The 23,130-nt window shown below is 71.1% G+C and carries 22 protein-coding genes; 8 read left to right on the forward strand and 14 right to left on the reverse strand.

Features of this window, described 5'->3' with window-relative positions:
* Positions 1–265: 265 nt before the first annotated feature.
* The gene (locus ACT2CW_RS11255; protein ID WP_445516444.1) at positions 266–721 is read right to left on the reverse strand and encodes a hypothetical protein; all 456 of its coding nucleotides are present in this window, start codon (positions 719–721) and stop codon (positions 266–268) included.
* Positions 722–826: 105 nt separating this feature from the next.
* Entirely contained in the window at positions 827–1,768 is a 942-nt protein-coding gene (locus ACT2CW_RS11260; protein ID WP_445516445.1) for a DUF72 domain-containing protein, read from the reverse strand.
* Positions 1,769–1,911: 143 nt separating this feature from the next.
* Here ACT2CW_RS11260 and ACT2CW_RS11265 point away from each other — a divergent pair, with 143 nt between their 5' ends.
* Positions 1,912–2,580 (forward strand): lytic polysaccharide monooxygenase auxiliary activity family 9 protein, encoded by a 669-nt coding sequence (locus tag ACT2CW_RS11265; RefSeq protein ID WP_445516446.1) that lies wholly within the window; start codon positions 1,912–1,914, stop codon positions 2,578–2,580.
* Positions 2,581–2,753: 173 nt separating this feature from the next.
* On the forward strand, positions 2,754–3,434 hold the full coding sequence (locus tag ACT2CW_RS11270; RefSeq protein WP_414084733.1) for a DUF4234 domain-containing protein: 681 nt from the start codon (positions 2,754–2,756) through the stop codon (positions 3,432–3,434).
* Positions 3,435–3,475: 41 nt separating this feature from the next.
* Here ACT2CW_RS11270 and ACT2CW_RS11275 read toward each other — a convergent pair whose 3' ends face one another.
* From ACT2CW_RS11275 to ACT2CW_RS11285, 3 genes are all read right to left on the reverse strand, one after another.
* Positions 3,476–3,937, reverse strand: coding sequence for a hypothetical protein (locus tag ACT2CW_RS11275; RefSeq protein ID WP_182472073.1), 462 nt, complete (start codon positions 3,935–3,937; stop codon positions 3,476–3,478).
* 98 nt (positions 3,938–4,035) lie between these two features.
* Positions 4,036–4,434 (reverse strand): DUF427 domain-containing protein, encoded by a 399-nt coding sequence (locus ACT2CW_RS11280; protein WP_445516447.1) that lies wholly within the window; start codon positions 4,432–4,434, stop codon positions 4,036–4,038.
* A gap of 156 nt (positions 4,435–4,590) precedes the next feature.
* The gene (locus tag ACT2CW_RS11285; RefSeq protein WP_445516448.1) at positions 4,591–5,145 is read right to left on the reverse strand and encodes a MarR family winged helix-turn-helix transcriptional regulator; all 555 of its coding nucleotides are present in this window, start codon (positions 5,143–5,145) and stop codon (positions 4,591–4,593) included.
* A gap of 125 nt (positions 5,146–5,270) precedes the next feature.
* Between ACT2CW_RS11285 and ACT2CW_RS11290 the strand changes: the two genes are divergently transcribed.
* Positions 5,271–7,658, forward strand: coding sequence for an MFS transporter (locus ACT2CW_RS11290; protein WP_445516449.1), 2,388 nt, complete (start codon positions 5,271–5,273; stop codon positions 7,656–7,658).
* 92 nt (positions 7,659–7,750) lie between these two features.
* Here the strand turns inward: ACT2CW_RS11290 and ACT2CW_RS11295 are convergent, their stop codons facing one another.
* The gene (locus ACT2CW_RS11295) at positions 7,751–8,059 is read right to left on the reverse strand and encodes a hypothetical protein (protein WP_445516450.1); all 309 of its coding nucleotides are present in this window, start codon (positions 8,057–8,059) and stop codon (positions 7,751–7,753) included.
* An 81-nt stretch (positions 8,060–8,140) separates the two neighbouring features.
* Complete coding sequence (locus ACT2CW_RS11300) at positions 8,141–9,409, reverse strand: MFS transporter (protein ID WP_445516451.1); 1,269 nt, start codon at positions 9,407–9,409, stop codon at positions 8,141–8,143.
* A 129-nt stretch (positions 9,410–9,538) separates the two neighbouring features.
* Here ACT2CW_RS11300 and ACT2CW_RS11305 point away from each other — a divergent pair, with 129 nt between their 5' ends.
* Entirely contained in the window at positions 9,539–10,429 is an 891-nt protein-coding gene (locus tag ACT2CW_RS11305) for a LysR family transcriptional regulator (RefSeq protein WP_182472077.1), read from the forward strand.
* A 46-nt stretch (positions 10,430–10,475) separates the two neighbouring features.
* Here the strand turns inward: ACT2CW_RS11305 and ACT2CW_RS11310 are convergent, their stop codons facing one another.
* Entirely contained in the window at positions 10,476–10,988 is a 513-nt protein-coding gene (locus ACT2CW_RS11310) for a GNAT family N-acetyltransferase (RefSeq protein ID WP_138913835.1), read from the reverse strand.
* A gap of 241 nt (positions 10,989–11,229) precedes the next feature.
* Positions 11,230–12,345, reverse strand: a complete 1,116-nt coding sequence (locus ACT2CW_RS11315; RefSeq protein ID WP_445516452.1) for a ferritin-like domain-containing protein — start codon at positions 12,343–12,345, stop codon at positions 11,230–11,232.
* A 191-nt stretch (positions 12,346–12,536) separates the two neighbouring features.
* On the opposite strand from ACT2CW_RS11315, the gene ACT2CW_RS11320 reads away from it, so the two are divergent.
* The 4 genes from ACT2CW_RS11320 to ACT2CW_RS11335 all read left to right on the forward strand — a co-directional run bounded on the left by ACT2CW_RS11320 (position 12,537) and on the right by ACT2CW_RS11335 (position 16,447).
* On the forward strand, positions 12,537–13,466 hold the full coding sequence (locus ACT2CW_RS11320; protein ID WP_037951122.1) for an AurF N-oxygenase family protein: 930 nt from the start codon (positions 12,537–12,539) through the stop codon (positions 13,464–13,466).
* A 340-nt stretch (positions 13,467–13,806) separates the two neighbouring features.
* Positions 13,807–14,637, forward strand: a complete 831-nt coding sequence (locus ACT2CW_RS11325; RefSeq protein WP_445516453.1) for a TetR/AcrR family transcriptional regulator — start codon at positions 13,807–13,809, stop codon at positions 14,635–14,637.
* An 88-nt stretch (positions 14,638–14,725) separates the two neighbouring features.
* On the forward strand, positions 14,726–14,992 hold the full coding sequence (locus ACT2CW_RS11330) for a hypothetical protein (protein WP_138913838.1): 267 nt from the start codon (positions 14,726–14,728) through the stop codon (positions 14,990–14,992).
* 192 nt (positions 14,993–15,184) lie between these two features.
* Positions 15,185–16,447 carry an NlpC/P60 family protein gene (locus ACT2CW_RS11335; protein WP_445516454.1) on the forward strand — a complete coding sequence of 421 codons (1,263 nt, stop codon included), beginning with the start codon at positions 15,185–15,187 and terminating at the stop codon, positions 16,445–16,447.
* Positions 16,448–16,456: 9 nt separating this feature from the next.
* On the opposite strand, the gene ACT2CW_RS11340 is transcribed toward ACT2CW_RS11335, so the two are convergent.
* The 5 genes from ACT2CW_RS11340 to ACT2CW_RS11360 form a co-directional block, all read right to left on the reverse strand.
* A complete protein-coding gene (locus tag ACT2CW_RS11340) occupies positions 16,457–17,836 on the reverse strand; it encodes a styrene monooxygenase/indole monooxygenase family protein (RefSeq protein ID WP_445516455.1) in 1,380 nt (459 codons plus the stop codon).
* Positions 17,837–17,913: 77 nt separating this feature from the next.
* A complete protein-coding gene (locus tag ACT2CW_RS11345) occupies positions 17,914–18,525 on the reverse strand; it encodes a GTP-binding protein (RefSeq protein ID WP_106969044.1) in 612 nt (203 codons plus the stop codon).
* Positions 18,526–18,559: 34 nt separating this feature from the next.
* Positions 18,560–18,952 carry a DUF742 domain-containing protein gene (locus ACT2CW_RS11350; RefSeq protein ID WP_020868455.1) on the reverse strand — a complete coding sequence of 131 codons (393 nt, stop codon included), beginning with the start codon at positions 18,950–18,952 and terminating at the stop codon, positions 18,560–18,562.
* A complete protein-coding gene (locus ACT2CW_RS11355) occupies positions 18,949–19,440 on the reverse strand; it encodes a roadblock/LC7 domain-containing protein (protein WP_138913841.1) in 492 nt (163 codons plus the stop codon). Before ACT2CW_RS11355 ends, ACT2CW_RS11350 begins: the two co-directional genes overlap by 4 nt.
* Positions 19,437–22,820: a nitrate- and nitrite sensing domain-containing protein gene (locus ACT2CW_RS11360; protein WP_445516456.1), complete on the reverse strand. Its 3,384-nt coding sequence runs from the start codon at positions 22,818–22,820 to the stop codon at positions 19,437–19,439. The genes ACT2CW_RS11355 and ACT2CW_RS11360 overlap by 4 nt, the downstream gene beginning before the upstream one ends.
* Between the last annotated feature and the right edge of the window lie 310 nt (positions 22,821–23,130).

Raw genomic sequence — 23,130 nt, forward strand, 5'->3', positions numbered from 1 at the left:
TGTGCGCAGCCGGACGCCGCCGAAAGGCGCTGAGCGCTTGGCTCACGAGATCAGTCCAGTCCGGCACACACGAAGCCGCAGGTTGACCTACGCTCGGCAACGGGCGTCCTCTTGTCCGATCCATGCGCGACGACTTCCCCGGGAGGTCAGTCGTCGCCGCCCTCTGGCGGCGGGGCACCGGACCATCCAGCCCGCGAGTCGGCAGACCGCTGCCATTGAGGCCCAACGCGTGTGGATGGCCGGAGCCCGAAGCGGTTTGGCGCCGTCAGATGTCCGTGACGGTGACGTGGGCAGCGGGTGTGGTCACCGCGACGCGTAGCGGTCCCTCGGTTGAGGGAACGAGCTGCGCCACCGTTTGGTCCTCTTCGTGAAGGGCGAACAGGGCAGGCACAGAGACATCCGTGGCGACGTGGCGTACGGTCCAGTTGGCGTTCTCGAGGTACGCCTGTGCCCGTCCGATCGCGTCGGCTGCCTCCTCGGCGGTGAGCGGATCGGTAGACCAGTTGTGGTGGAGCCAGGTGCCGTCGGCGTCCTCAACGGTACGCACGCCGTTGCCCTCGCCCCGCGAGGCGTGCCTGACCCGCAGCGCGTCGTAGATCCGGCTGGAGTGGTCGAGGGCACGGCGCACATCGGGGCGGTCGGCGGCCGGAGCCGAGTGCAGGGCGGTGCTGTCGGCCTTGGACGCGGGCTCACCGGCGGGGGCGAAGCAGGGCGAGGTCACCCCGTTACCCCTCCCCGATTCTGTCGCTGAAGTGCCTTATTGTGGCGTACTTTTGGGACGCGACGCAGACGGGGTGTATGCCGTTGCCTGGTCTGTTACGGGATGTCAGACCAGCCCCTGACGGCGGCCATGCGGTAACCGCGTGCCCGCGGGTGCCCCGAGCAGATGCCGCATTGACTCCGCGGCGCGGGCGGCCGCGTCGGCGCAGCAATTGTTGAACAGGGCATGGACCTCGTCGGCCTGTTCGGCCATTTCGTGGAGGCGGGGGATCCACTCCGTCAGTTCCTCCGGGGCGTAGATGTGGCGAAAGCGCTCCTCCTTGGTGCCCGTGCCCCAGGCGTCGTTGCGGCCGTGGAAGCGGGCCACCGCCAGGCGGGGTGAGGTGACCGGGGTGACCGGGGGTATGGAGGTGGGCAGTTTCTGGGTCATGTCTACGGCCACGGCGGACATGTCCCAGTCCTTGAGGGTCGCCTCGGTCTTGGCGCGTTCGTCCTCTTGCCACCAGGCGGGGTGCCGGAACTCCACGGCGACGGGCCAGCCCGCCGTGCGCTGCCCGCACTGGGCGAGGAACGCCTTTGAGTGTGCGTCGCCGGGGGTGAACCAGGGCGGGAATTGGAAGAGTAGGGTGCCGAGCCGACCTGACGACTTCAGGGGTTCCAGCGCTCCGCTGAAGCGCTGCCATACCTCGTCGAGCAGGGCCGGATCGATGTCTGCGGGCCTCGGTCGGCCGCCCCTTCGTCCGGGCAGGGCGGCCAAGCTGCTCGCGCGCAGCTCGGCAGGCAGGGCGTTCGGAGTCGTCGGGTGGGCGGTGAGGAGGGAGAACGCCTTGACGTCGAAGCGGAAACCGTCCGGGGTGCGCTCCGTCCACAGGGTGCTGTTGCGGGCGTTGGGGAGGGAGTAGTACGTGGCGTCGACCTCCACCACCGGGAACTGGGCGGCGTAGTGGCGCAGTCTTCCCTCCGCGTCGCGGAGCCCCGGTGGGTACCAGCCGCTGGACACCAGCGCGCGGTCCGTCCATGAACAGGTGCCGACCAGAATCTCTCCCATGCCCGCCGACTACCCGGGGTCAACACTCATGTAGCCCCGGTGAGTTCGAGGTTTCGAGGGCTTTGCTGTAGGGCAATCTGCGAGTTTGGGAGCGCTCCCACCACTCTCCCACTCCCCCTAGGACGATGGAGGAAGATCGCGAAATGATTTGTCATGAACGCGGAAATTCCTTACGTTGGGCATCCCGCGCCCTCGGCCTGCTGGCCGCGGCGCTGCTGTGTCTGATCCCGTGGTCCACCACCGCGAGCGCCCATGGATCCGTCGTCGACCCCGCGTCCCGCAACTACGGCTGCTGGCTCCGCTGGGGAGACGACTTCCAGAACCCCGAGATGGCGCAGCTGGACCCCATGTGCTGGCAGGCGTGGCAGGACAACCCGAACGCCATGTGGAACTGGAACGGGCTGTACCGCAACGGCTCCGCCGGCGACTTCCCGGCGGTGATTCCGGACGGACAGCTGTGCAGCGGTGGCCACACCGAGAGTGGCCGCTACAACTCGCTGGACAAGCCGGGCGCCTGGCAGACGACGAAGATCGGCGGCAAGTTCACCGTCAAGCTGTACGACCAGGCCAGCCATGGTGCGGACTACTTCAAGGTCTACGTGAGCCGGCAGGGCTACGACCCCACCACCCAGCCGCTCAAGTGGAGTGACCTGCAACTGGTCGCCACGACCGGCAAGTACGCCCCCAGCCAGAACTACTCGATCGACGTCAGCACCTCCGGCTACACCGGCCGCCACGTCGTCTACACGATCTGGCAGGCCTCGCACATGGACCAGACGTACTTCCTGTGCAGTGACGTGAACTTCAGCTGAGCCGCCTCTCAAAGACGCATGCACCCGCGCACTACGCGGCCCCGCCGGACACGCCTGTCCGGCGGGCCGTCGGCCCCGGTCCTGGAACCGCTTACGGATGAACGGGGCCGGAGCGATGATGGAGGGGGAGACAAACACCGCGTCTGTTCCAGCATGAGAGGACTGGAATCAGCATGGAACAGATTCACGCAGTTCGTCAGGTCGATCGCTATGTGCACCAGCGGCGCGCCACCGACCAGAGGTTCGTCAGCTGGCCTCTCTACTACTTTCTGCTCAGGTGGGTCACTCTTGGCATCTACTCGATTGTGATCTTTTATCGTCGCTTGAAACGCGCTGACCTCTTCAGGGAGCGCCAGGCCCATTACACCGCTGCGGTCATCACCGCCACCCGCCAGTTCGCCGAGCAGCACGAACACTACGGAGCGGCCCGCGATGACCTCAACGACCTGTGGCGATTCATGAAGGAGCGCTTCGAGGACGAACACAAGCCGATCAAGGCAGGAGCGTCCCTCGCGCTCTCATTTCTCACGCTCGGCATTTACGGGTTCTATGCCACCTACCGCACGATGCGATTTTGGTGGGAGATACAGCTGACCGAGCAGGATTTCTATGACCAACTGGGCACCATCTGGGCCAAGTTGGGGATGGTCAACTATCCCGTGACTCTTGAAGTGAACGAGAACCTGCATCGCAGCTTTGGAATCTACCTCTTTCTCACCATCATCACACTCGGAATTTTCTGGATCGTATGGGATTACCGCATGCATACCGATCCTGAAAAGATCTACCCAGAGTTCCATTCAGCCGAGGACGGCGTTCTCGGCGCACTCCGCACCGTCGATATGCGCGGGTGAGGTCGGCGCCTCAGCGCGGCAGGTACGTCCGCTGCCGCCGGTCAGGTGAGGGGGCACGGGAGGGATGGGGTCCAGTGGTTCGGGGTGCAGGTCACCAGGGCCAGGGAGAGGAAGGATGTGCGGCCCAGGTAGAAGCCGAAGGAGACGTCCGTGCCGTGGGTCAGGCGGTCGGTGGCCGTGGTGACCAGGCGGGCCTGGCGGGCGGTGTCGGCTTCCTGGTGGGAGAGGAAGCCGGGGGCGTGTTCGGTCAGTTCGCGGCCCAGCCAAGCCGCCGCGTCCTTCGGTTCTTCGAAGGTGGCGCGGATGAGGGTGGGGGTCTTCAGGAGCCAGAGGGACGTTTCCAGTGGGGGGAGCTCCGAGTGGCGGAACGTTTCCAGGAGCGTGCGGTAGTGCTCCTCGTCCTCCGCCGTGACGGGCGGGTGGGGGCGGTCGGGCGGGCGGCGGAGGGCCTCCCGGTCGAACAGTTCCTTCTCGCCCAGCCACGAGTACGCGTGGATGTGCACGCGTCAGGGGTTCCCCCCGGGGGGTTTCCGGAAGGCCCCTGACTGGGTGATGTCCCGGGTGGGGGCCGCCCTGCCCCTGCCGGTCTGTTGGTGTGCTCCTACTTTGCTACGTCGATCTTTGCCACCTCGTCGTAGAACGACAGGTGGTCCTTGATCTCCGACACCTTCTCGATCGGCCGCGGGTACGCCCACACCACGTCCGGCCGCGGCTCCGCGCCCTCGCCTGCCGGGCCGCGGTAGGTCCAGTACGCGGCCTCGCCCTTGAAGGGGCAGATGGTGTGGGTGTCAGTGGGCTCGAAGAGGGTCAGGTCCACGTCCTCCGGGGGGAGGTAGTAGCGGACCGGGAGACCGGTCTCATGGACGAGCAGGGGGCGGGTCGACTCGGCGACTACGCGGCCGTCGATCGTGACCGTGACGTGCTGCGTGCCGCGCTCCACGTCCACGCGGTGTCCGCCGCTCGTGCCGGTGGTCTTGGGGTGGGAAGCGGGGGTGGACATTTCTTCCTGGCCTCCTCGGTGTGGCATTCCCGGGTGGGGTTCCGGGGTTCCGGGGTTCCCGGGGGTCCCGAGTGGGGTTCCGGGGTTCCCGGGTGGGTTCCCTTGTGTGACGGGCGTCATGTTCCTTTCCCCCTCACAACGCTCTTCGCCGCGCCCTCATTCCGGACTGCGGGCCGCCTCGTCCGGCTCCCGTGGCCAGGCCCGGCCCTCCTGGCGTTCCACCTCGCGGTTGAAGCGGGTCAGGACGTCCTCGAAGCGGGCCACGTCCTCCGGGGTCCACGACTTCAGGAGCCGGGACAGGTCGGTCTGCCGGCAGGTCCGTTCCGCCGCCATGCGGTCGGCGCCCCGCGGGGTGACGCGGAGCTTGCGGGCCAGGCCGCCCTCCGGGTCCGGGATGCGTTCGACGAGGCCGGACCGGAGCAGGGCGCCGGTCTGGCGGTTGACGGTCGAGACGTCCAGTTGGAACGCGTCGGCCAGCTGGCCGATGGTCATCGCGCCCTCGGCGTCCAGGCGGGAGAGGAGCAGGTAGCCGGAGCGGTCCAGGCGGGTGGGGGTGCATGATTCAACCCCAGGGGTTGTGCCGGTGTCCGGCCGCGTCGTGGGGTCCTGGGCGTCCGTCGCCTGGCCCTTGCGCTCGCGGGGGGTCAGGACCGAGCACCTGGCCACCAGCATCAGCTCGCGTTCCAGTCGCTCCAGCCGACGATCCAGCACGATTCCTCCTCGCCTCCCCCGCGCCCCTCAATGGAAGTGTGCACGATACACACCCTGTGTAGGATGCACATCTCTCATGCTTCCATCAATCTCCTGAACTGAACTTCTTTGGAGGCGGCATTCGCATGCCCCAGTCAGCCCCACCTCGCGTCGCGGAACCCCTGAGCGCCGCGCCGTCCGGCACGCCGCTCCCGCGGGAGGTCGGCGGCGGCTTCGTGGCGGTGCTCGCGTTCTGCGGCATCGCCGTGTCCGTCATGCAGACGCTGGTCGTTCCGCTGGTCACCGAGTTGCCCCAGCTGCTGCACACCACCAGCTCCAACGCGTCCTGGGTGGTCACCGCCACCCTGCTCGCCGGTGCCGTCTCCACGCCCGTCATGGGGCGGCTCGGGGACATGTTCGGCAAGCGCCGGATGCTGATGGTCGCGCTGGCGCTGATGGTCATCGGCTCGCTGACCTGCGCCGTCACCTCCGACCTGGTCGTGATGGTGATCGGCCGGGCCATCCAGGGCGGGGCCATGGGCGCCATTCCGCTCGGCATCAGCGTCATGCGGGACGAGCTCCCGCCGCACAAGCTCGGCTCGGCGATGGCCCTGATGAGCTCGTCGCTCGGCATCGGCGGCGCGCTGGGGCTGCCCGCCGCCGCGTTCGTGGCGCAGCACACCAACTGGCATGTGCTCTTCTACGGGGCCGCTGGGCTGGGCGCGATATCCATCGCCCTCGTGCTCGCCGTCGTCCCGGAGTCCGCCGTCCGCACCCCCAGCCGCTTCGACGCCATCGGCGCGCTCGGGCTGACGGCCGGTCTCGTCTGTCTGCTGCTGCCCATCACCAAGGGCGGTGACTGGGGGTGGACGAGCGGCACCACGCTCGGGCTGTTCGGCGCGTCCGTGGTGATCCTGCTGCTCTGGGGCGTCTTCGAGCTCCGTACCGCCGAGCCGCTGGTCGATCTGCGGACCACGGCGCGGCGCCAGGTGCTGCTGACCAACCTCACCTCGATCATGGTCGGCTTCTCGTTCTACGCGATGTCGCTGATCCTGCCGCAGCTGCTGCAACTGCCGGAGGCCACCGGGTACGGCCTGGGCCAGTCGATGGTCATGGCCGGGCTCTACTTCGCCCCCATGGGCGTCGCGATGATGCTGGTCTCCCCGCTGTCCGCGCGGATCAACGCCGCGAGCGGGCCGAAGGTCTCGCTGGTCCTCGGGCTGCTCGTCATCGGCGCGACGTACGGTGCGGGGCTCGTCATGATCGACCACATCTGGCAGATCGTGGTGCTGTCCACCGCGCTCGGCGTCGGTATCGGCATCGCGTACTCGGCGATGCCCACCCTGATCGTCAGCGCCGTCCCCGCCGCCGAGACGGGCGCGGCGAACGGGCTCAACACCCTCATGCGGTCGATCGGCATGTCCACCTCCAGCGCGGTGGTGGGCGTGATCCTGGCGCATCAGACCATCGACTTCGGTGGGGTGGCGCTGCCGAGCAAGGACGGGTTCAAGATCTCGTTCCTGGTGGCGTGCGCCGCCTCGGTCGGCGGTCTGCTGATCGCCCTCTGCCTGCCCGGGCGGCAGCGGGCCAAGCGGACGGCGAGCTCGGGTCCCGTGGCCACTGCGGCTCCGGTGGCCACTTCGGCTCCGGTGGCCGACCCCGTTCCCGTTCCCGCTGCCGTCGCCGTCGCTCCCGCCGCTCCCAAAACTGCGGTCGCCGAGGTTGGCGAGGTTGTCGACGATCTCCCCGACCTCACCGGCGGCGTCATCCACGGCCGGGTCCTCGGCCCCGGCGACACCCCGCTCGCCGACGCCGCCATCACCCTCATCGACACGGGCGGCCGCCAGCTCGGCCGTACGGTCACCGGCCGCGACGGCCGGTACCACCTGCCCGCGCCCGACACCGCGAGCGTCGTCCTCATCGGCTCGGCCGCCGGGCATCAGCCGCAGGCCGCCACGCTGCTGGTCTCGGACCTGCCGGTCGTCTGCGATCTGCGGCTGTCCGGCGGGGGCGGGCTGACCGGGTCCGTACGGGCCCTCGGCGGCGAGCCGCTGACCGGTGCGACCGCCACGGCCACCGGGCCCGAGGGCGAGGTCGCGGGGTCGGCGACCGCCGACGAGAAGGGCGAGTTCGCGCTGCCGGAGCTGGCTCCGGGGACGTACGCCCTGACCGTGGCCGCCGCCGGGCACCGGCCGTACGCCACTCAGGTGGAGCTCACCGCCGGTGAGCCGGTGCGCGTGGACGCCGAGCTGTCGCCCGCGGCCCGGGTCCGGGGCACCGTACGGGACCGGGGCGGCCGGCCGCTCGGGGACGCGCGGGTCTCGCTGCTGGACGCCTCCGGGGACGTGGTCGGCCAGGTCATCACCGGTGCGGACGGGTCCTTCGGCTTCGAGGCGCTCACCGGCGACCACTACACGGTGGTGGCCAGCGGCTACGCCCCGGCGACCCGCCAGGTCACGGTCGGCGGTGCGGCGGGCACCGAGCGGCGGGACGTGGACTTCCTGCTGGGGCACGGCGACGACGGCGAGGAGTGAGTCCGGGCCCTGAGCGGGGCCCGGCGGAGCACGACGTAAAGAGGCGTAAAGAGCGGCAGGTAAGGAGCGGCGCCCTGGGCGCCGCTCCTTACTCATTCGTTCTCCTCGGAGAGGCCCTCCTCCTCGGAGAGGCCCTCCTCCTCGGAGAGGCCCTCCTCCTCGGAAAGCCCCTCCTCCTCGGGAAGGCTCTCCCACGCCTCGCCCTTCCGGTACAGCTCGAAGCCCTCCTCGTCCGCGATGGACTCCGCCTGGGCCCGGCTGCGGAGGGAGATCTCATACGTATGGCTGTCGACGGTCGCGTGGACGCCCGAGCCATCGGTGACCGTCTCGATGGAATGCGTCTCGTAGATGACGCGTCCCGGCTCGCACTTGCTCCAGACCACGTGCATGCTCACTGCCATCGGACCCACTCCCGCCGACGAGTCCCCTGGTTTCAGGGTCTCACCTGATCGCCAGGTCCACATGGCCTGACGTGGCCCTCGTCACCTCCGTCTGCCGAACAGCACCACGTTCGCCAGGGCGAGGACCACCAGCGCGCCCCCGAACCACATGACACTCGGGACCGCGATCCCGTCCGCCGCCCGGCCGCCGAGCAGCGCGCCCAGCGATATCGCCACGTTGAAGACGCCGACGTACAGCGCCGACGCCGCCTCCCGCGCGTCCGGCGCCGCGTGCAGCACCCAGGTCTGGCAGGTCACCGACACCCCGCCGTACGCCAGGCCCCACACCAGCAGCAGTACGGCCGCCCCCGCCGTCGTGGCCCCGGCGACCGGGACCAGCAGCTCGGCCGCCGCCAGCAGGGTGAAGATGACCATGAGGGTGCGGCGCGGATCGCGGTGGGCGGTGGCGCCGGCCAGGAAGTTCCCGGCGATGCCCGCCACGCCGTACGCCAGCAGCAGGGTGCTGATCAGGCCCGCCCCGACCCCGGCGACGTCCTCGAGCACCGGACGGACGTAGGTGTACGCGGCGAAGTGGCCGGTGACCAGCAGCAGGGTGGTGATGAGGCCGGTCCGCAAACGGACGTTGCGGAACAGCCCCGGCACCTCGCGCAGCCGGATGGTCCCGGTGGCGGGCAGCGACGGCAGGGTGACGGCCATGGCGGCGGCCACGGCCAGCGACAGCGCGGCGAAGGCGGCGAACGCGATCCGCCAGTGGACCAGATCGCCGATGAGCGTCCCGATCGGCACCCCGAGCACCGAGGCCACCGCGATACCGCTGAAGATCAGCGTGGTGGCGTGGCCCGCGGAGCGCTCGGGCACCAGCCGCACCGCGAGCCCGCCCGCGATCGACCACACTCCGCCGATGCTCACCCCGACCAGCACCCGGGCGAACAGCAGGACGGCGAAGCCGGGCGCCAGCGCGGAGAGCAGATTGGCGACCGCCAGCAGCACCATCAGACCGCACAGCACCAGCCGCCGGTCGTAGCGGCCGACGGTGACGGTGAGCAGCGGGGCGGCGAGCGCGGCGACCAGGCCGGGCACGGTCATGGCCAGCCCCGCCGTACCGTCCGAGACCCCGAGCGCGGAGCCGATCGAGGTGAGCAGGCCGACCGGCAGCATCTCGGTGGTGACCACCGCGAAGGTGCCGACCGCGACGGCGACGACGGCGGGCCAGGCTCCGGGCCGGGACCCGGGCCGGGCTCCGAGCCGGGACCCGAGCCAGGCCCCGAGCCGGGCTCTGAACGGCGAGCGCCCCTCGGGAGGTGACCCGGATGCGCCTGCCGGAGCGCTGAGTTCCGTGCTATTGGACATGTCTTTAGCGAACAGCCGTGCCCCTGCGGGAACAACGCCGAAGTTTTCAGCCTTCCATGAGCGAGGCTCATCAATCGGTGGAGGCTCGACAAAGGCTCGACAATCGGCGTCGGTGGGAGGCCATTGCCCATGGCCGAGTTGGAGATCCGCGAGCTGGAGTGCTTCCTCGTGCTGAGCGAGGAGCTCCACTTCGGCCGCGCGGCGGAGCGGTTGTATGTCTCGCAGAGCCGGGTGAGCCAGCTGCTGCGGAACCTGGAGCGCCGGATCGGCGCCCGACTGCTGGAGCGCACCAGCCGCCGGGCGCGGCTGACCCCACTCGGCGAGCGGTTCCTGACCGAGCTCCGGCCCGCCTACGAGGCGCTGTACGGAGCCTTCGAGAGCGCCCGCGGAGCGGCGCGCGGGGTGGACGGCGTGCTGCGGATCGGGTTCCAGGGGGCCGCCGACGAACGGGTGACCGCGGCCATCGCGGCCTTCCGGGAGCGCCACCCCGACTGTGAGCCGACGACCGTGGAGATCCCGCTGGCCGATCCGTTCGGCGCGGTGCGGGCCGGTGAGGTGGACGCCGCGATCGTCTGTCTGCCGGTGGCCGAGCCCGACCTCGTCCTCGGCCCGGTCTTCTCCAAGCAGCCGCAGACGGTGGTGGTCTCGGCCCGCCATCCGTTCGCGGGCCGCGGCCGGGTGGACGCCGAGGCGCTGGCCGACTGCCCGCTGATCGGACCGTCCGCCCCCGCGCCGCGCTACTGGCACGACGCGATGGCGCCCACCGCCACCCCCGGCGGGCGGCCCATCCCGCGCGGGCCGCTGGTGCATACGCTCCAGGAGGGGCTGGCGGCGGTCGCGGCGGGCCGGGGCGGGATGCTGCTGTGCGCCCCGACGGCGGAGTACCACCGCCGCCGGGACATCACCTTCGTAGCGGTCGAGGGGGTGCCGGACTCGATGCTCGGCCTGGTGTGGCGGCGGGCGGACGAGACCGCGCGGTTACGGGCGTTCGGGCGGGCGGTGGCGGAGCTGTGCGCTTAGGCGGTGGCCGAGCCGATGGGCGGTCGAGTGCGCACGTAGGCGGTGGCTAGCCCACATCCCTGCGCATGCACACCCGTGGCCAGCGGTCCAGCCCGTGACCGGCCTCGCTGAGCCGGATCTCGCGGAGGCCGGGGGTCAGCTCGGCCTCGGTCAGGGCCCGGAAGCCGCACCGTGCGGCGTAGTACGGGGCGTTCCAGGCCACGTCCACGAACGTGGTCAGGGTGAGCGCGGGGACGCCGTCGCCCGCGGCCCGCGTCGCGATGTGGTCGATCAGGGCCCGTCCCACGCCACGGCGGGCGCTGTCGGGATGGACCGAGATCTGCTCGATATGGATGTTTCCGTCGACGGGGTCGGTGATCAGGTACGCCATCGCCCGGTCGGCGTCGTCCACCGCGACCCAGGCCCGTCCGGCCCGCTGGTAACGGCTCAGCTCTTCCAGGCTCAGGGGCTCGTCATCGGCGACTTCGTCCATTCCGATGTCCCGGAAGCAGAGTCCGGCGGCGCGCTCTATGTCCTGGAGGACGGGGAGTTCTTCACTGGTGCTCGTTCGAATCCGCACCCCACCATCATCCTCCGGAACGCCGGAACAAAGGCGTGCCCCCCACCGCCGTGGAGAGCACCCTTCGGCCGTTCCTTCATATGAACGCATATGAACGCATATGAACGCCACCGGACCGAGGTCACCCCAATGACCTCGGCCTTATCCGCTGGCGGTGATCATGAATCTACCAAGGTCGGTGCGTTGAGGCGAGGTTGAGGGGGTGTCATGTGCGTACGCACGCCCGAGCGTCATGTACGTACTACGCCCGCGCGTCCGCCGCCCCCTCCGCGATCGCCTCGTCCACCTCGCCCGTGCGCGCCGCCTCCTCCGCCGCGAAGCGCTGCTGGTCCAGCCGCTCGGCCAGCTCCTCGTCCTGGTGCATCAGCAGGTCGAGGTTGCTGTCGCCCAGCTCCAGCACGCCCATGTCGACATACGCCCGCTGGAGCCGCTCGCCCCACAGCCCGATGTCCTTCACACACGGCACGATCCGGCTGAAGAGCAGCTTGCGGAACATATGCAGGAACTGCGACTGCTCGCAGTACTCCTCGGCCTCGGCCTTCGGGATGCCGAAGTTCTCCAGGACCTCCACGCCGCGCAGCCGGTCGCGCATCAAGTAGCAGCCCTCGATGACGAATTCCTCGCGCTCGCGCAGCTCCGCGTCGCTCAGCTGCCGGTAGTAGTCGCGCAGCGCCATCCGGCCGAAGGCCACATGGCGGGCCTCGTCCTGCATGACGTAGGCGAGGATCTGCTGGGGCAGCGGCTTGTCGGTGGTGTCGCGGATGAGGCCGAACGCGGCGAGCGCCAGGCCCTCGATGAGCACCTGCATGCCCAGGTAGGCCATGTCCCAGCGGGAGTCGCGGAGGGTGTCGCCGAGGAGGGTCCGCAGATCGGTGTTGATGGGGTAGACCGTGCCGAGCTTGTCGTGCAGGAAGCGGCCGTAGAGCTCGGCGTGGCGCGCCTCGTCCATGGTCTGGGTCGCGGAGTAGAACTTGGCGTCGAGGTCGGGCGCGGCCTCCACGATCCGGGCCGCGCACACCATCGCGCCCTGTTCGCCGTGGAGGAACTGGCTGAACTGCCAGGCGGCGACGTGATGGCGCAATTCGCCCTTGTCCCGGTCGGTCATCCGGTCCCAATGGCGGGTGCCGTAGAGGGCGAGCGACTCATCGGGGGTGCCCAGCGGATCGTACGGGTCCACGTCCAGGCCCCAGTCGATCCGCTTGACCGCGTCCCACTGCTTGTCCTTGCCCTTCTGGTAGAGGGCGAGCAGCCGGGCCCGGTGGTCGTCGTACTCCCAGTTGAACCGGGCGGCACCCCCGGCGGGCACCTGCCAGAGGGGGTCTCCGGGATCCATCGCGTAGAGCTCTTGCGTCGCCACCGACGCCTCCTTCGCCTCGCTCCCCCGTGAACGGATGCGTACTCGGCAGGCTCACACGTCCGTTACTCGGCGGTCAATAAGACCTCCCCAAGGGATTGACGGCCTTGCTGACACGGAGTCTCATAAGAGGTATCCGCCGGTAACCGTTCCCGCCGGCGTCTGTCCGAGCCATCAGTGAGGTGCCCTCGACGATGTCCACCATGACCGAACCACCCGCGCTCCGGGACGCGCTCGGGCTGATCAAGGACCGCGAACGGGTCGCGGAGCGGCTGCTCCAGTCCTCCGCCAAGCACTCCTTCGACCCCGACACCGAACTGGACTGGGACGCGCCGTTCGAGCCCGGCAAGTGGTTCTGGCCACCGGAGCTGGTGTCGCTCTACGACACTCCCATGTGGCGCCGGATGTCGGAGGAGCAGCGGCTGCTGCTGTCCCAGCACGAGGCGGCGGCCCTCGCCTCGCTGGGCATATGGTTCGAGATCATCCTGATCCAGCTGCTCACCCGGCACATCTACGACAAGCCCGCGACCAGCGCCCATGTGCGGTACGCGCTCACCGAGATCGCCGATGAGTGCCGCCACTCCAAGATGTTCGCGCGGCTGATCACCAAGGGCGGCACCCCGGCGTATCCGGTCGCCCCGCTCCACCACAACCTGGGCCGGTTCTTCAAGACGTTCTCCACCACGCCCGGTTCGTTCACCGCGACCCTCCTCGGCGAGGAGATCCTGGACTGGATGCAGCGGCTGACCTTCCCGGACGAGCGCGTTCAGCCGCTGATCCGCGGGGTGACCCGGATCCATGTGGTCGAGGAGGCCCGCCATGTGCGGTACGCGCGCGAGGAACTGCGCCGCCAGATGCTGCGGGCGCCGCGCTGGGAGGCGGAGCTGACCCGGATCGGTTCCGGGGAGTTCTCCCGGATCTTCTCGCAGGCGTTCATCAACCCCAAGGTCTACACGGACGTGGGACTCGACCGCCGCGCGGCCGTCGCTCAAGTGCGGGCCAGCGCCCATCGGCGCGAGGTGATGCGCAACGGCGCCCGCAAGCTCACCGAATTCCTCGATGACGTCGGGGTGATGCGGGGTGTGGGGCGCCGACTGTGGAAGAGCTCGGGGCTGCTGGCCTAAGCGCTCCGCGGGAAGTGCCCTGACCTGTCGTCGATCGTCCGCGGCGCCGTCGTGGCTGGTCGCGCAGTTCCCCGCGCCCCTTCGGGGCGCACCCGAACCGCACCGGACTTCAATGAGGCCGCTTAGGGGGCGCCTGCGGCGGACTGTTCCCCTCCCCGCCCCTTCCTACGCGGCGGAGCCGCATCTCGATGCCGCGGGACGGACGGGGCCATCGGCCGCCGGGCCAAGGGGGATTGGGCCGCCGGGCCCAAGGGCGCGGTCGGGCCGGGCCCGAGGGCCCATCCGGGTCGGGCCGAAGGGGGCATCCGCTTCGTAACGATGGGCGGTTACGCTGCCAGGCATGACGACAGGCAGCGGCACCGCTCCGGCGCCCCCGGAGGCGACACCCCCGGCGGAGGCGAGTGCCGCCGCGCGCCCGGCGGCGGAACCCCCGGTCGCCGCGGGCCCACCGGCCGCGCGCCGGGGCAGCTACCGCAGGCTGAGCGTCGAGGCGCGGCGCGCCGAACTCCTCACCGCCGCGCTCGACCTCTTCGCCCACCGCGCGCCCGAGGACGTGTCGCTGGACGATGTGGCCTCGGCCGCCGGGGCCTCCCGTCCGCTGGTCTACCGCTACTTCCCGGGCGGTAAGCAGCAGTTGTACGAGGCGGCGCTGCGCAGCGCCGCCGATGAGCTGGAACGGTGCTTCGAGGAGCCCATGAGCGGTCCGCTCAGCGCCCGGCTGAGCCGGGTGCTGGACCGCTATCTGGGCTTCGTGGACGAGCATGACGCGGGGTTCAGCGCGCTGTTGCAGAGCGGCAGCGTGGCCGAGACCTCGCGCACGAACGCGATCGTGGACGAGGTGCGGCGGGCGGCGGCCGAGGAGATCCTGCTCCATCTGGCGGTCAAGGAGCCCGGTGCGCGGCTGCGGATGATGGTGCGCACCTGGATCACGGCCGTCGAGGCGGCCTCGTTGATCTGGCTGGACGAGGGGAAGCGGCCGTCGCTCGAGGAGTTGCGCGACTGGCTGGTGGACCAGTTCGTGGCGATGCTGACCGCCACCGCGGCCACCGATCCGCAGACGGCGCGGGTGCTGAGGGCCGCGGTCAGGATGGAGCCCGCCGATGGGCCGGTCGGGCGGCTGGCGCGCCGTGTGGTGCCCGCGCTGGGTGAGGCGTCGCATCTGCTGTCCTGACGGGCGCGGCCGGTGGGACGACGTACGGCCGCGGTGAAGCGAACGTCCCGGTGAGACGTACGGTCGTCGTGAGACGTACGGTCATGGCGTGAGAAGCGAGGAGACGCCCTTCGTGGGCGGGCCGCTGGACGGCCGGGTGCTGTCGGTGCTGGTCGGCCTCACGGGCCAGCCGCCGAAGACCTACGAGGTGCCGGTGGAGGACGAGGCGGGCGGACCGCCGACGGTGTATGTCTATCGCAGGGTTCCCGCCGCCACTTCCAAGCGGCTGGGCCTGGTCCGGGGCTGGGCCTATGAGTACGACCCGGAGGGAAAGCCGGGTGGCGGGCCGAAGTGGCCATGGTCCAAGCCGAACTGACCGGCGGGTCGAACTGACCGCCGGGCCGGGCCGGGTCGAGCGACCGCCGGGCCGAGCCGACCAACCGCCCGCCGGACGGGTGACCGTATTCGCCCGACTCGCCCACAATTCTCCTGAAGATACGAACGTCATGCCACGATCCCTGCTGAGCTGGACGCCGGACAGAGGCGTCTCGGAGCCGGAGGTGATCACGTGTCAGGACGGATCGTGGGCTCGGTCTGCGCGGCGGCGATCACCGCGGCCGCCGCACTGGTGCCCGCCGTTCCAGCGGCCAAGGCGTCGGCCGCCCCCGCCCGCCCCGCCGACCGGTCCGTGTCCGAGCTGCTGACGCAGCTCAAGACGCTGTACCGGAAGGCCGAGGAGGCGACGGAGGCGTACAACGGGACCGAGGAGAAGCTGCACAAGCAGCGCACCAGGACCAGGGAGCTCACGGCCCAACTCGTCCACGCCCGTACGGAGCTCGCCGACAGCCACGACGACGCGGGACGGCTGGCCCGCCGGCAGTACCAGGGCCACAGCGCGCTCTCCTCCTACAGTTTCCTGCTCACCCTGCTCACCCCGCATCCGGAGAACGCCGCCGACGAAGCGCGCGAGCTGGATCGGGCGGCCGGCCGCGAGGCCGCCCTGATCCAGCGGCTGACCAAGGGCGAGCGGCGCGCCGACACCATCGCCACCCGGGCACGGACCGCGCTGGACAAACAGCTGTCCCTGGCGGCGAAGCGGAAGAAACAGCGGGACAAGGTGAAGAAGCAGCTCCGCTCCATCGAGAAACTGCTGGCCTCGCTCAGCACCCGCCAGATCGCCCAGGTGGCCCAGCGCGAACGCCAGGAGACCGCGAAGGCCCAGCGCAAACTGCTCGCCTCCGGGGCGCTCGGCTCCGCGAACGGCGCCTCGCCCGGCGCCGCGGGCCCGCCCGCCACCACGAACGGGGGCACGGGCGGCGGCACAGGCGGCGCCGCCCCGGCCCCCGGAGGCCGCCGGGACGCCCCGGCGGCGGGCACCCCCTCCCCGGTGGCCACCGTCACCGCGCCCGGCCCCCGCCCCCACCAGTCCCCCGGCCGCCGCCCCGGCATGGCGTCCGCGGAGGCCGGGCGGCGGGCCCTCGCCTACGCCCTGAACCAGATCGGCAAGCCGTACGTCTGGGGCGCCGAGGGGCCGAACTCCTTCGACTGCTCGGGGCTGACCTCCTCCGCCTGGGCGTACGCCGGGCGGACCATCCCGCGCACCAGCCAGGAGCAGTGGCGCCGGCTGCCACGGGTACCGCTCAGCCAGCTGCGCCCCGGCGATCTGGTGATCTACTACAAGGGGGCGAGCCATGTGGCGATGTACGCGGGCAACGGCCAGGTGGTCCAGGCGCCGCGCCCCGGCCAGCGGGTGAAGCTCTCCCCGCTCGCCTCCAATCCGTTGCAGGGCGTGGTGCGCCCGGGTCCGGTCACGGTGGCCAAGAAGCGGTGACGGCTCGTGTCAGCGGAAGGACCGGACGGCCTCGGGGGCGTGGTCGTCCACCTCGGCTTCGGCTTCGGCCCCAGCCAGATCGTCGGCCTCGTCATCGACCTCGACCTCGTCATCAACCTCGGCTTCGGCCTCAGCCGCCTCGGCCTCTTCCCTGACCTCGTCCAGATAGGCGGCCGCCTTCTCCGGCTCGTAGAAGAAGTTCTCGAAGTCGGAGGGGTCGTCGAAGCCGTTGGCGATGCGGTGGGCGACGGCGGGGAAGGCGGACCCCGCGCCGAGCAGGTTCACGATGTGCTCCGGCGGCGGGGCCAGCATCGCGTTGGTCCACTTGGTGACGTGCCGCGCGCTCTCCCAGTAGCGGTCGAACGTCGTCCGCATCCACTCCTCGTCGAACGGCCGGTCGCCGCGCTCGAGGATGCTCTCCAGATAGGCCGCCGCGCACTTGGCCGCGGAGTTGGAGCCCTGGCCGGTGATCGGGTCGTTGGCCACCACGACATCGGCCACGCCCAGCACCAGACCGCCGCCCGGCAGCCGCCCGACCGGGTGGCGTACGGTCGGCGCGTACCGCCCGGACAGCGTGCCGCCCGCGTCCGTCAGCTCGACCTTGGTGGCGCGCGCGTACTCCCAGGGCGTGAAGTGTTCCATCAGCTCCAGGACGCGCTCCAGGTGCTCCGAGGGGTCGGTGATGCCCTGGAACGCGTCGGCCGGACCGCCCGGGACGGTCTCCCAGAAGAGGATGTCGGCGCGGCCGCTGGTGGTGAGCGCGGGCATCACGAAGAGCTCGCCGACGCCGGGCACGAGATTGCAGCGCACCGCGTCGAGGCCGGGGTGCTCGGGGCGCGGGCCGAGGCCGTGCACATAGGCGACCGCGAGGGCGCGCCGCGGGGTGTCGTACGGGGAGCGGGCGGCGTCCCGGTCGAAGAGCGAGACCAGTTCGCCCTTGCCCGCGGCCACCAGCACCAGGTCGTACTTCCTGACGAGGACGTCCAGGTCGGAGACGGCGGCGCCGTGGATGACCACCTGGCCGCCGCGCTGCTCGAACGTCTCCATCCAGCCGGCCATCTTGATCCGCTGGTCGACGGACTGGGCGTAACCGTCGAGCCGGCCGACCCAGTCGACGACCCGCGGATGGCCCCCGGGGGCCGGCGGCCCGGCGACCGAGACCCCGAGGCCCTCGATCCGGGGCGCCCGCTCCTCCCAGAAGTTGAGCCCCAGGTCGCGCTCGTGGTCCAGCGCGGTGCGGAACATGCACTGGGTGGACATCACCCGCCCGCCGCGGATCTCATCGGCCGTCCGGTTGGACATCAGCGTGAGCTCGTAGCCCTGGGACTGGAGGCCGAGAGCGAGTTGGAGGCCGGATTGACCGGCACCCACGATGAGTATCTTCCGCATGGCTGTCGACTCTCCCTCATGCTCGGGCCGGAAAGAGGAACGGATCATTCCATCCCACGGGCGGAGCAGAGGTTACGTCACTCGGGTGACACGTCAACGGCGTGCCTCACCAGCGCCAGCAGCGCGTCCACGACCGCGATCCGGCGCCGGGCGTCCATCATCACCACGGGGACGGAGGACGCCACCGAGAGTGCGTCCCGTACGTCCTCGGCCTGGTAGAGCGGAGTCCCCTCGAAGTGGTTGACCGCCACCACATACGGCAGTCCGAGGCTCTCGAAGTAGTCCAGCGCCGGGAAGCTCTCGTCCAGGCGCCGGGTGTCGACCATCACCACCGCGCCGATGGCCCCGCGCATCAGGTCGTCCCACATGAACCAGAAGCGCTGCTGACCGGGGGTGCCGAAGAGATACAGGACCAGATCGTTCTCCAGCGTGATCCGGCCGAAGTCCATCGCGACGGTGGTGGTCAGCTTCTCGGGCGTCGCCTCGAGGTCGTCCACGCTCTCGCTGGCCTGCGTCATCAGCGCTTCGGTCTGGAGCGGAGTGATCTCCGAGACCGCGCCGACGAAGGTCGTCTTACCGACGCCGAAGCCTCCCGCTATCACTATCTTGGTGGCGATCGGCGCGCGGGAGCGGTCCGTCTGCCACCTCTGGAGCACCTCCTCGGCCCCGGGTATCCCGGCCCCGGGTATCTCCGACGTCGCCGGCGGGGTCGCCGTGATCGTCTCAGAGCCTGCGAAGTCCACTGAGCACCCTTTCGAGCAACGCGCGGTCCGGCTGGCCGGGGCCCCGCCCGGTGCCGTAGACGCGGATCTTTCCCTGGTCGGCCAGGTCGCTGAGCAGGACGCGCACCACACCGAGTGGGATCTTGAGCATCGCGGACACCTCCGCGACGGAGCGCATCCTGGCGCACAGTTCGATGATCGCCCGGATCTCCGGCAGCATCCGGGAGTTCAACCCGCTGGGGGCCAGGTCGAGCCGTCCGTCCGGAGACTCCAGCGCCGCGACGAAGGTCTCCACCAGCAGCACATGGCCGGAGCGGGTGCGGCCACCGGTGAGTGAGTACGGACGTACGCGAGCGGGTTTACGGGCGGGCCGGCCGGACCCGGCGGCCGTCACTGTGCGTGCTCCAGCGACCTGCGTAGTTCATTGCGGAGCTCGGGGGTGAGCACATGCCCGGCCCGGCCCACGAACAGCGCCATGTGATAGGCGACGACGGTCATGTCGCAGTCGGGGGTGGCGTGCACCCCCAGCAGCGAACCGTCGCTGATCGACATGACGAACAGACTGCCCTCGTCCATCGCCACCATCGTCTGCTTGACGCTCCCGGCGTCCATCAGCTTCGCCGCGCCGAGCGTGAGGCTGCCGAGCCCCGAGACGATCGTCGCCAGATCCGCGCTGGAGCCCTTGGGGCCGTCCTGCACCGACGGATCGGCCGACGCGGCCGCGGCGTGGTGCCGTGTGTCGGAGGAGAGCAGCATCAGCCCGTCGGTCGAGACGACCACGACCGAACGGACGCCCGGCACCTCCTCGACCAGGTTCGCCAGCAACCAGTGCAGATTACGGGCCTCGCGACTCAACCCGTAGGTACTACTGGGCGCATTCACCCGCGTGCCTCCTCAACCGTGCCACCCTCGTTCTGCGCCCCCGTTTGCCCTGCTGCTCCCCCGTGCCCCCGAGCGGGCTCGCCGTGGGCGGCGATCTCGGCGGCGGCGTCACGGTGCCCCTCGCGGGCGCCGCGCTGGAAGCCACCGAGCCGGCGCCGCAGTTCCTCCGCGTCCACCGAGCCGGTCCGCTCCCGTGCGTCGGGCTCCCGGACCGCCACGTTCCGCGGTCGGCGCTTGGGAAGCCCCTTGTCGGTGCGCACCGGCTCGTCGTCCGGGCGGGCGTGCTGGTCGGGGCCGATGGCGTACGGATCGGCGGACGGCTCACCGCCGCCTGCCCGCTCACCACCCTCCGCCGTCCTGCCGCCGGGTGGCGACGGGACGCTGTCTTCCGGGCCGTCGTACGACGCCGGGGCGCCGTTGGCCGGGCCGCCGTGGGCCGGGCCGCGGTTGGCGGGGCCGCCGTGGGCCGAGCCGCCGTGGGCCGGGCCCCAGGCGGCCGCGCCGACCGGGCGTATGCCGTGGCCGCCGATGTACCACTCGCGGTCCGCGCGGTCGCCGGGGTCCGCGCGGTCGTCGCTGCGGTCGGCGTCCAAGCGGTCGGCCGTGTCCGCCGCGTCCGCACGTACCTCGCGGCCCTCACGATCCCTAAGGTCCTCGCGGTCCTTACGGCTTTCGCGGCCGTCGCCACCCGTACGGTCCGAGCGGTCATCGCGGCCAGCGCGGTCCTCGGGGTCCCGTTGGCTCTCGCGCAGGCGGCGGAGCGTCAGCTCCATCGTCTGCTCGACGGCCGGGACCTCCGGCTCCTCGGGCCGAGGCGCCGGGGCCTTGTCGTCCGCGCCGGACCGGGTGCCCTCCGGCCCGTCCGCCTGGGCCAGCTTGGGGACGCGCTTGGGCAGGGCGGGCAGCGCACCAGCGCCTTCCGGGACCGGCGCACCGGCGCCTTCCGGGACCGGCGCACCGGCGCCTTCCGGGGCCGGATGGCCGCGCGGCGGCGTGGGCTCCATGGGGTAGTCGCGGCCCGTGTCCCCCGTCAGCCCCCACCGCGCACCGGGGACGGCCCAGGGGGCGCTCGGCTCCGGTTCGGCGGCGGCGTCGACGGGCTCGGGCACGGTACGGGGCTCGTCCTCGGGCACCGGCTCGGCGGCCCGGGGCACCGGGTCCGGCTCGGGCACCGGCTCCGCGGGCGGGGCGATCGGCTCCGCGTCGGCCCCCGCCACACCCTCTCGGTCGTGCGCGACCGAACGGGCCTGCCCCGGCAGCGCGTTGGAGTTCGCCTCGGCCTCCGAGCCCGGGAAGCCCAGGAAGGACGACGGCCCGGTGGCGCCGAACGTCGCGCCCGCGCCCACCGGCGGGGCGGGCGGCAGCCCGGCGCCGGGCGGACCGGAGGGAAGGATCTTCGTCGGGAGGACGACCACGGCCGCCACCCCGCCCGGCTGCTGCTCGCGCAGCTGCACCCGGATGCCGTGGCGCGCCGCGAGCCGGGTCACCACATACAGCCCGAGGCCCAGCGGGTCCTCCGGCTGGGGGCCCTGGCAGTACTCCGGTACCGGGTCGGCGAGCCGGTTGTTCAGCTCCACGAACCGCTCGGGCGTCATGCCGATGCCCTCGTCCTGGACGGAGAGCATGACCTCGCCGCTCTCCAGCAGCCAGCCGGAGATCTGGACCGCCGCGTCCGGCGGAGAAAACGATGTCGCGTTCTCCAGGAGCTCGGCGATCAGGTGGCTGACGCTGTCCGCGGCGAACCCCGCGACCTGGGCATGTGGCGGCAGCGCCTGGATCTGCACCCGGTCGTACCGCTCGACCTCGCTGATCGAGGCGCGCAGCACATCCAGCAGCGGCACCGGCCCCGGATGGGTGGCCTTCTGCTCGGAGCCCGCGATCACCAGGAGGTTCTCGCCGTAGCGGCGCATCCCGGTGGCCAGGTGGTCGAGCTGGAAGAGCGTCTCGAGGCGGTCGGGGTCCTGCTCCCGCTCCTCCAGGGACTCGATGATGGCGAGCTGGCGCTCGATCAGGCCGAGCGAGCGCAGCGCGAGGCTGACGAAGCTGCCGTGGACCCGGGCCCGCAGCCCCTCAAGCCGGGTGGCGACCGCATCCCGCTCGGCGCGCAGCCCGTCCCGCTCATCGGCCAGCCGCTGCCGCTCGCCGACGAGCCGGGTGCGCTCGCGCTCGAGCTCGGCGACCCGCTCGTACGTCTGCGTGGCCTTGGCGTGCAGTTCGTTGATCGCCCGTACGGCGTCCGCGAACTCGTCGTCGCGGCCCTTGAACGCGACCGGTTCCTCGGCCGCCGGATCGGCCGCGACCCGCCGGGCGCCGAGCCGGAGCGCGGCCAGCGGCCGGGTCATCGAGCGGGCGCTGTGCACTCCGGCGCCGAGGGCGACCAGCAGGGCGGCGCCGACGATGCCGATGCGCAGCTCCAGGTCGGTGACCTCGTCGTCGCGCACCCGCGCGAGCTGGGCGGCCTCGGCGGAGGCCAGCGAGGACTGCGCGCCGCGCATCTGGTCGATCCGGGCGTTCAGGGCGGCCTCGACGCGGTCCTTCTGGAGGAAGAAGTCATTGCCCGCGAGGCGGCCCTGGTCGGTGAGCCGGGCGAGGTAGCGCTCGGCGGAGTCGACCTCGGCGCCGCTGACGGTGCGCTGGTACGCCTCGCCCATGGCGGCCGGGGCGAGCTGCTCGAAGTCGTCGAGCGCCGCCTGCTCGCGGACGTTGGTCCGCTGGGCGGCCGAGACCAGCGTGGGCTGGCCGCCGCCCGCGTCGAGCGCGGCCAGCAGCAGTCCGCGGGTGGCGGACGCCTCCTCCACCGCGCGTCCGAGCGGGGCCAGCGCGGCGGTGCCGCCGGTCTCGGCATCGGCCGGGAGCCGGCGGGCGAGGGTGTCGGTGATCCCGTTCAAGGCCTGGACGGTCCGGGTGTAGGCGGTGAAGACGTCGGTGGCCGAGCCCTTGCCGGTCAGCGCCTCCTGCCGCAGCTCGGGGAGGGCGTCCAGGCGCCGCCGGACGGAGGCCGGGACGTCCCCGCGCACCTCCCGGACCCGGCGGTCGACCCGGGCGCGCATCTCCTCGGAGACCCCGTGGCCGGATGCGGAGGTGCGGCCGTCGGCGACATAGCGGGTCATGGCGTCGCGCTCGTCGGCGAGGGCGTGGGCGAGGGTCACCGCGCCGCGGTTGGTCTCCGCGAGGTCGACGAGGGCTTGAGCGTCGGTGGTGTCGTCGAGGGCGAGCAGCACGGCGGGGGTTCCGGCCCCGAGGACGGCGACGGAGACGAGGACGACCGACGTGGTGAGCCGACGACGGACGCGTACGGTGCGGCGTCGCGGCGCCGCCTCATCCTGGCGTGGCTCGCCGACCGCCTCGCGCGTGGTGCCCCGAAGCCGCTTCTTCCGCACCGGTGCTCACAATCCATTCTCGCCCGACCGCTGACGTGGACCAGAGGTGACGACGGATCACCAATTGTGTTTCCCCACCTCTGGTAGGGATTCCGACCCTTTCAGGACGGGTCTGGGGCAGGTATGCATCACCCGCCCGGCCACCCGAACGAGTGAACCGTATTGCGTAGTTGACCACCAACTTTGGCTCGCGGCCATACCTTCCCACCACCTTGCGCGGATTGGTAAAGACCTCGGCGCCCTGAGAAGATGCCCACCCGCAGCTTCCCAGAAGTGTCAATCCCGCCCCAATCAGGCAGCGGAGAAACCG

The sequence above is a fragment of the Streptomyces sp. NEAU-174 genome, from assembly GCF_052665095.1.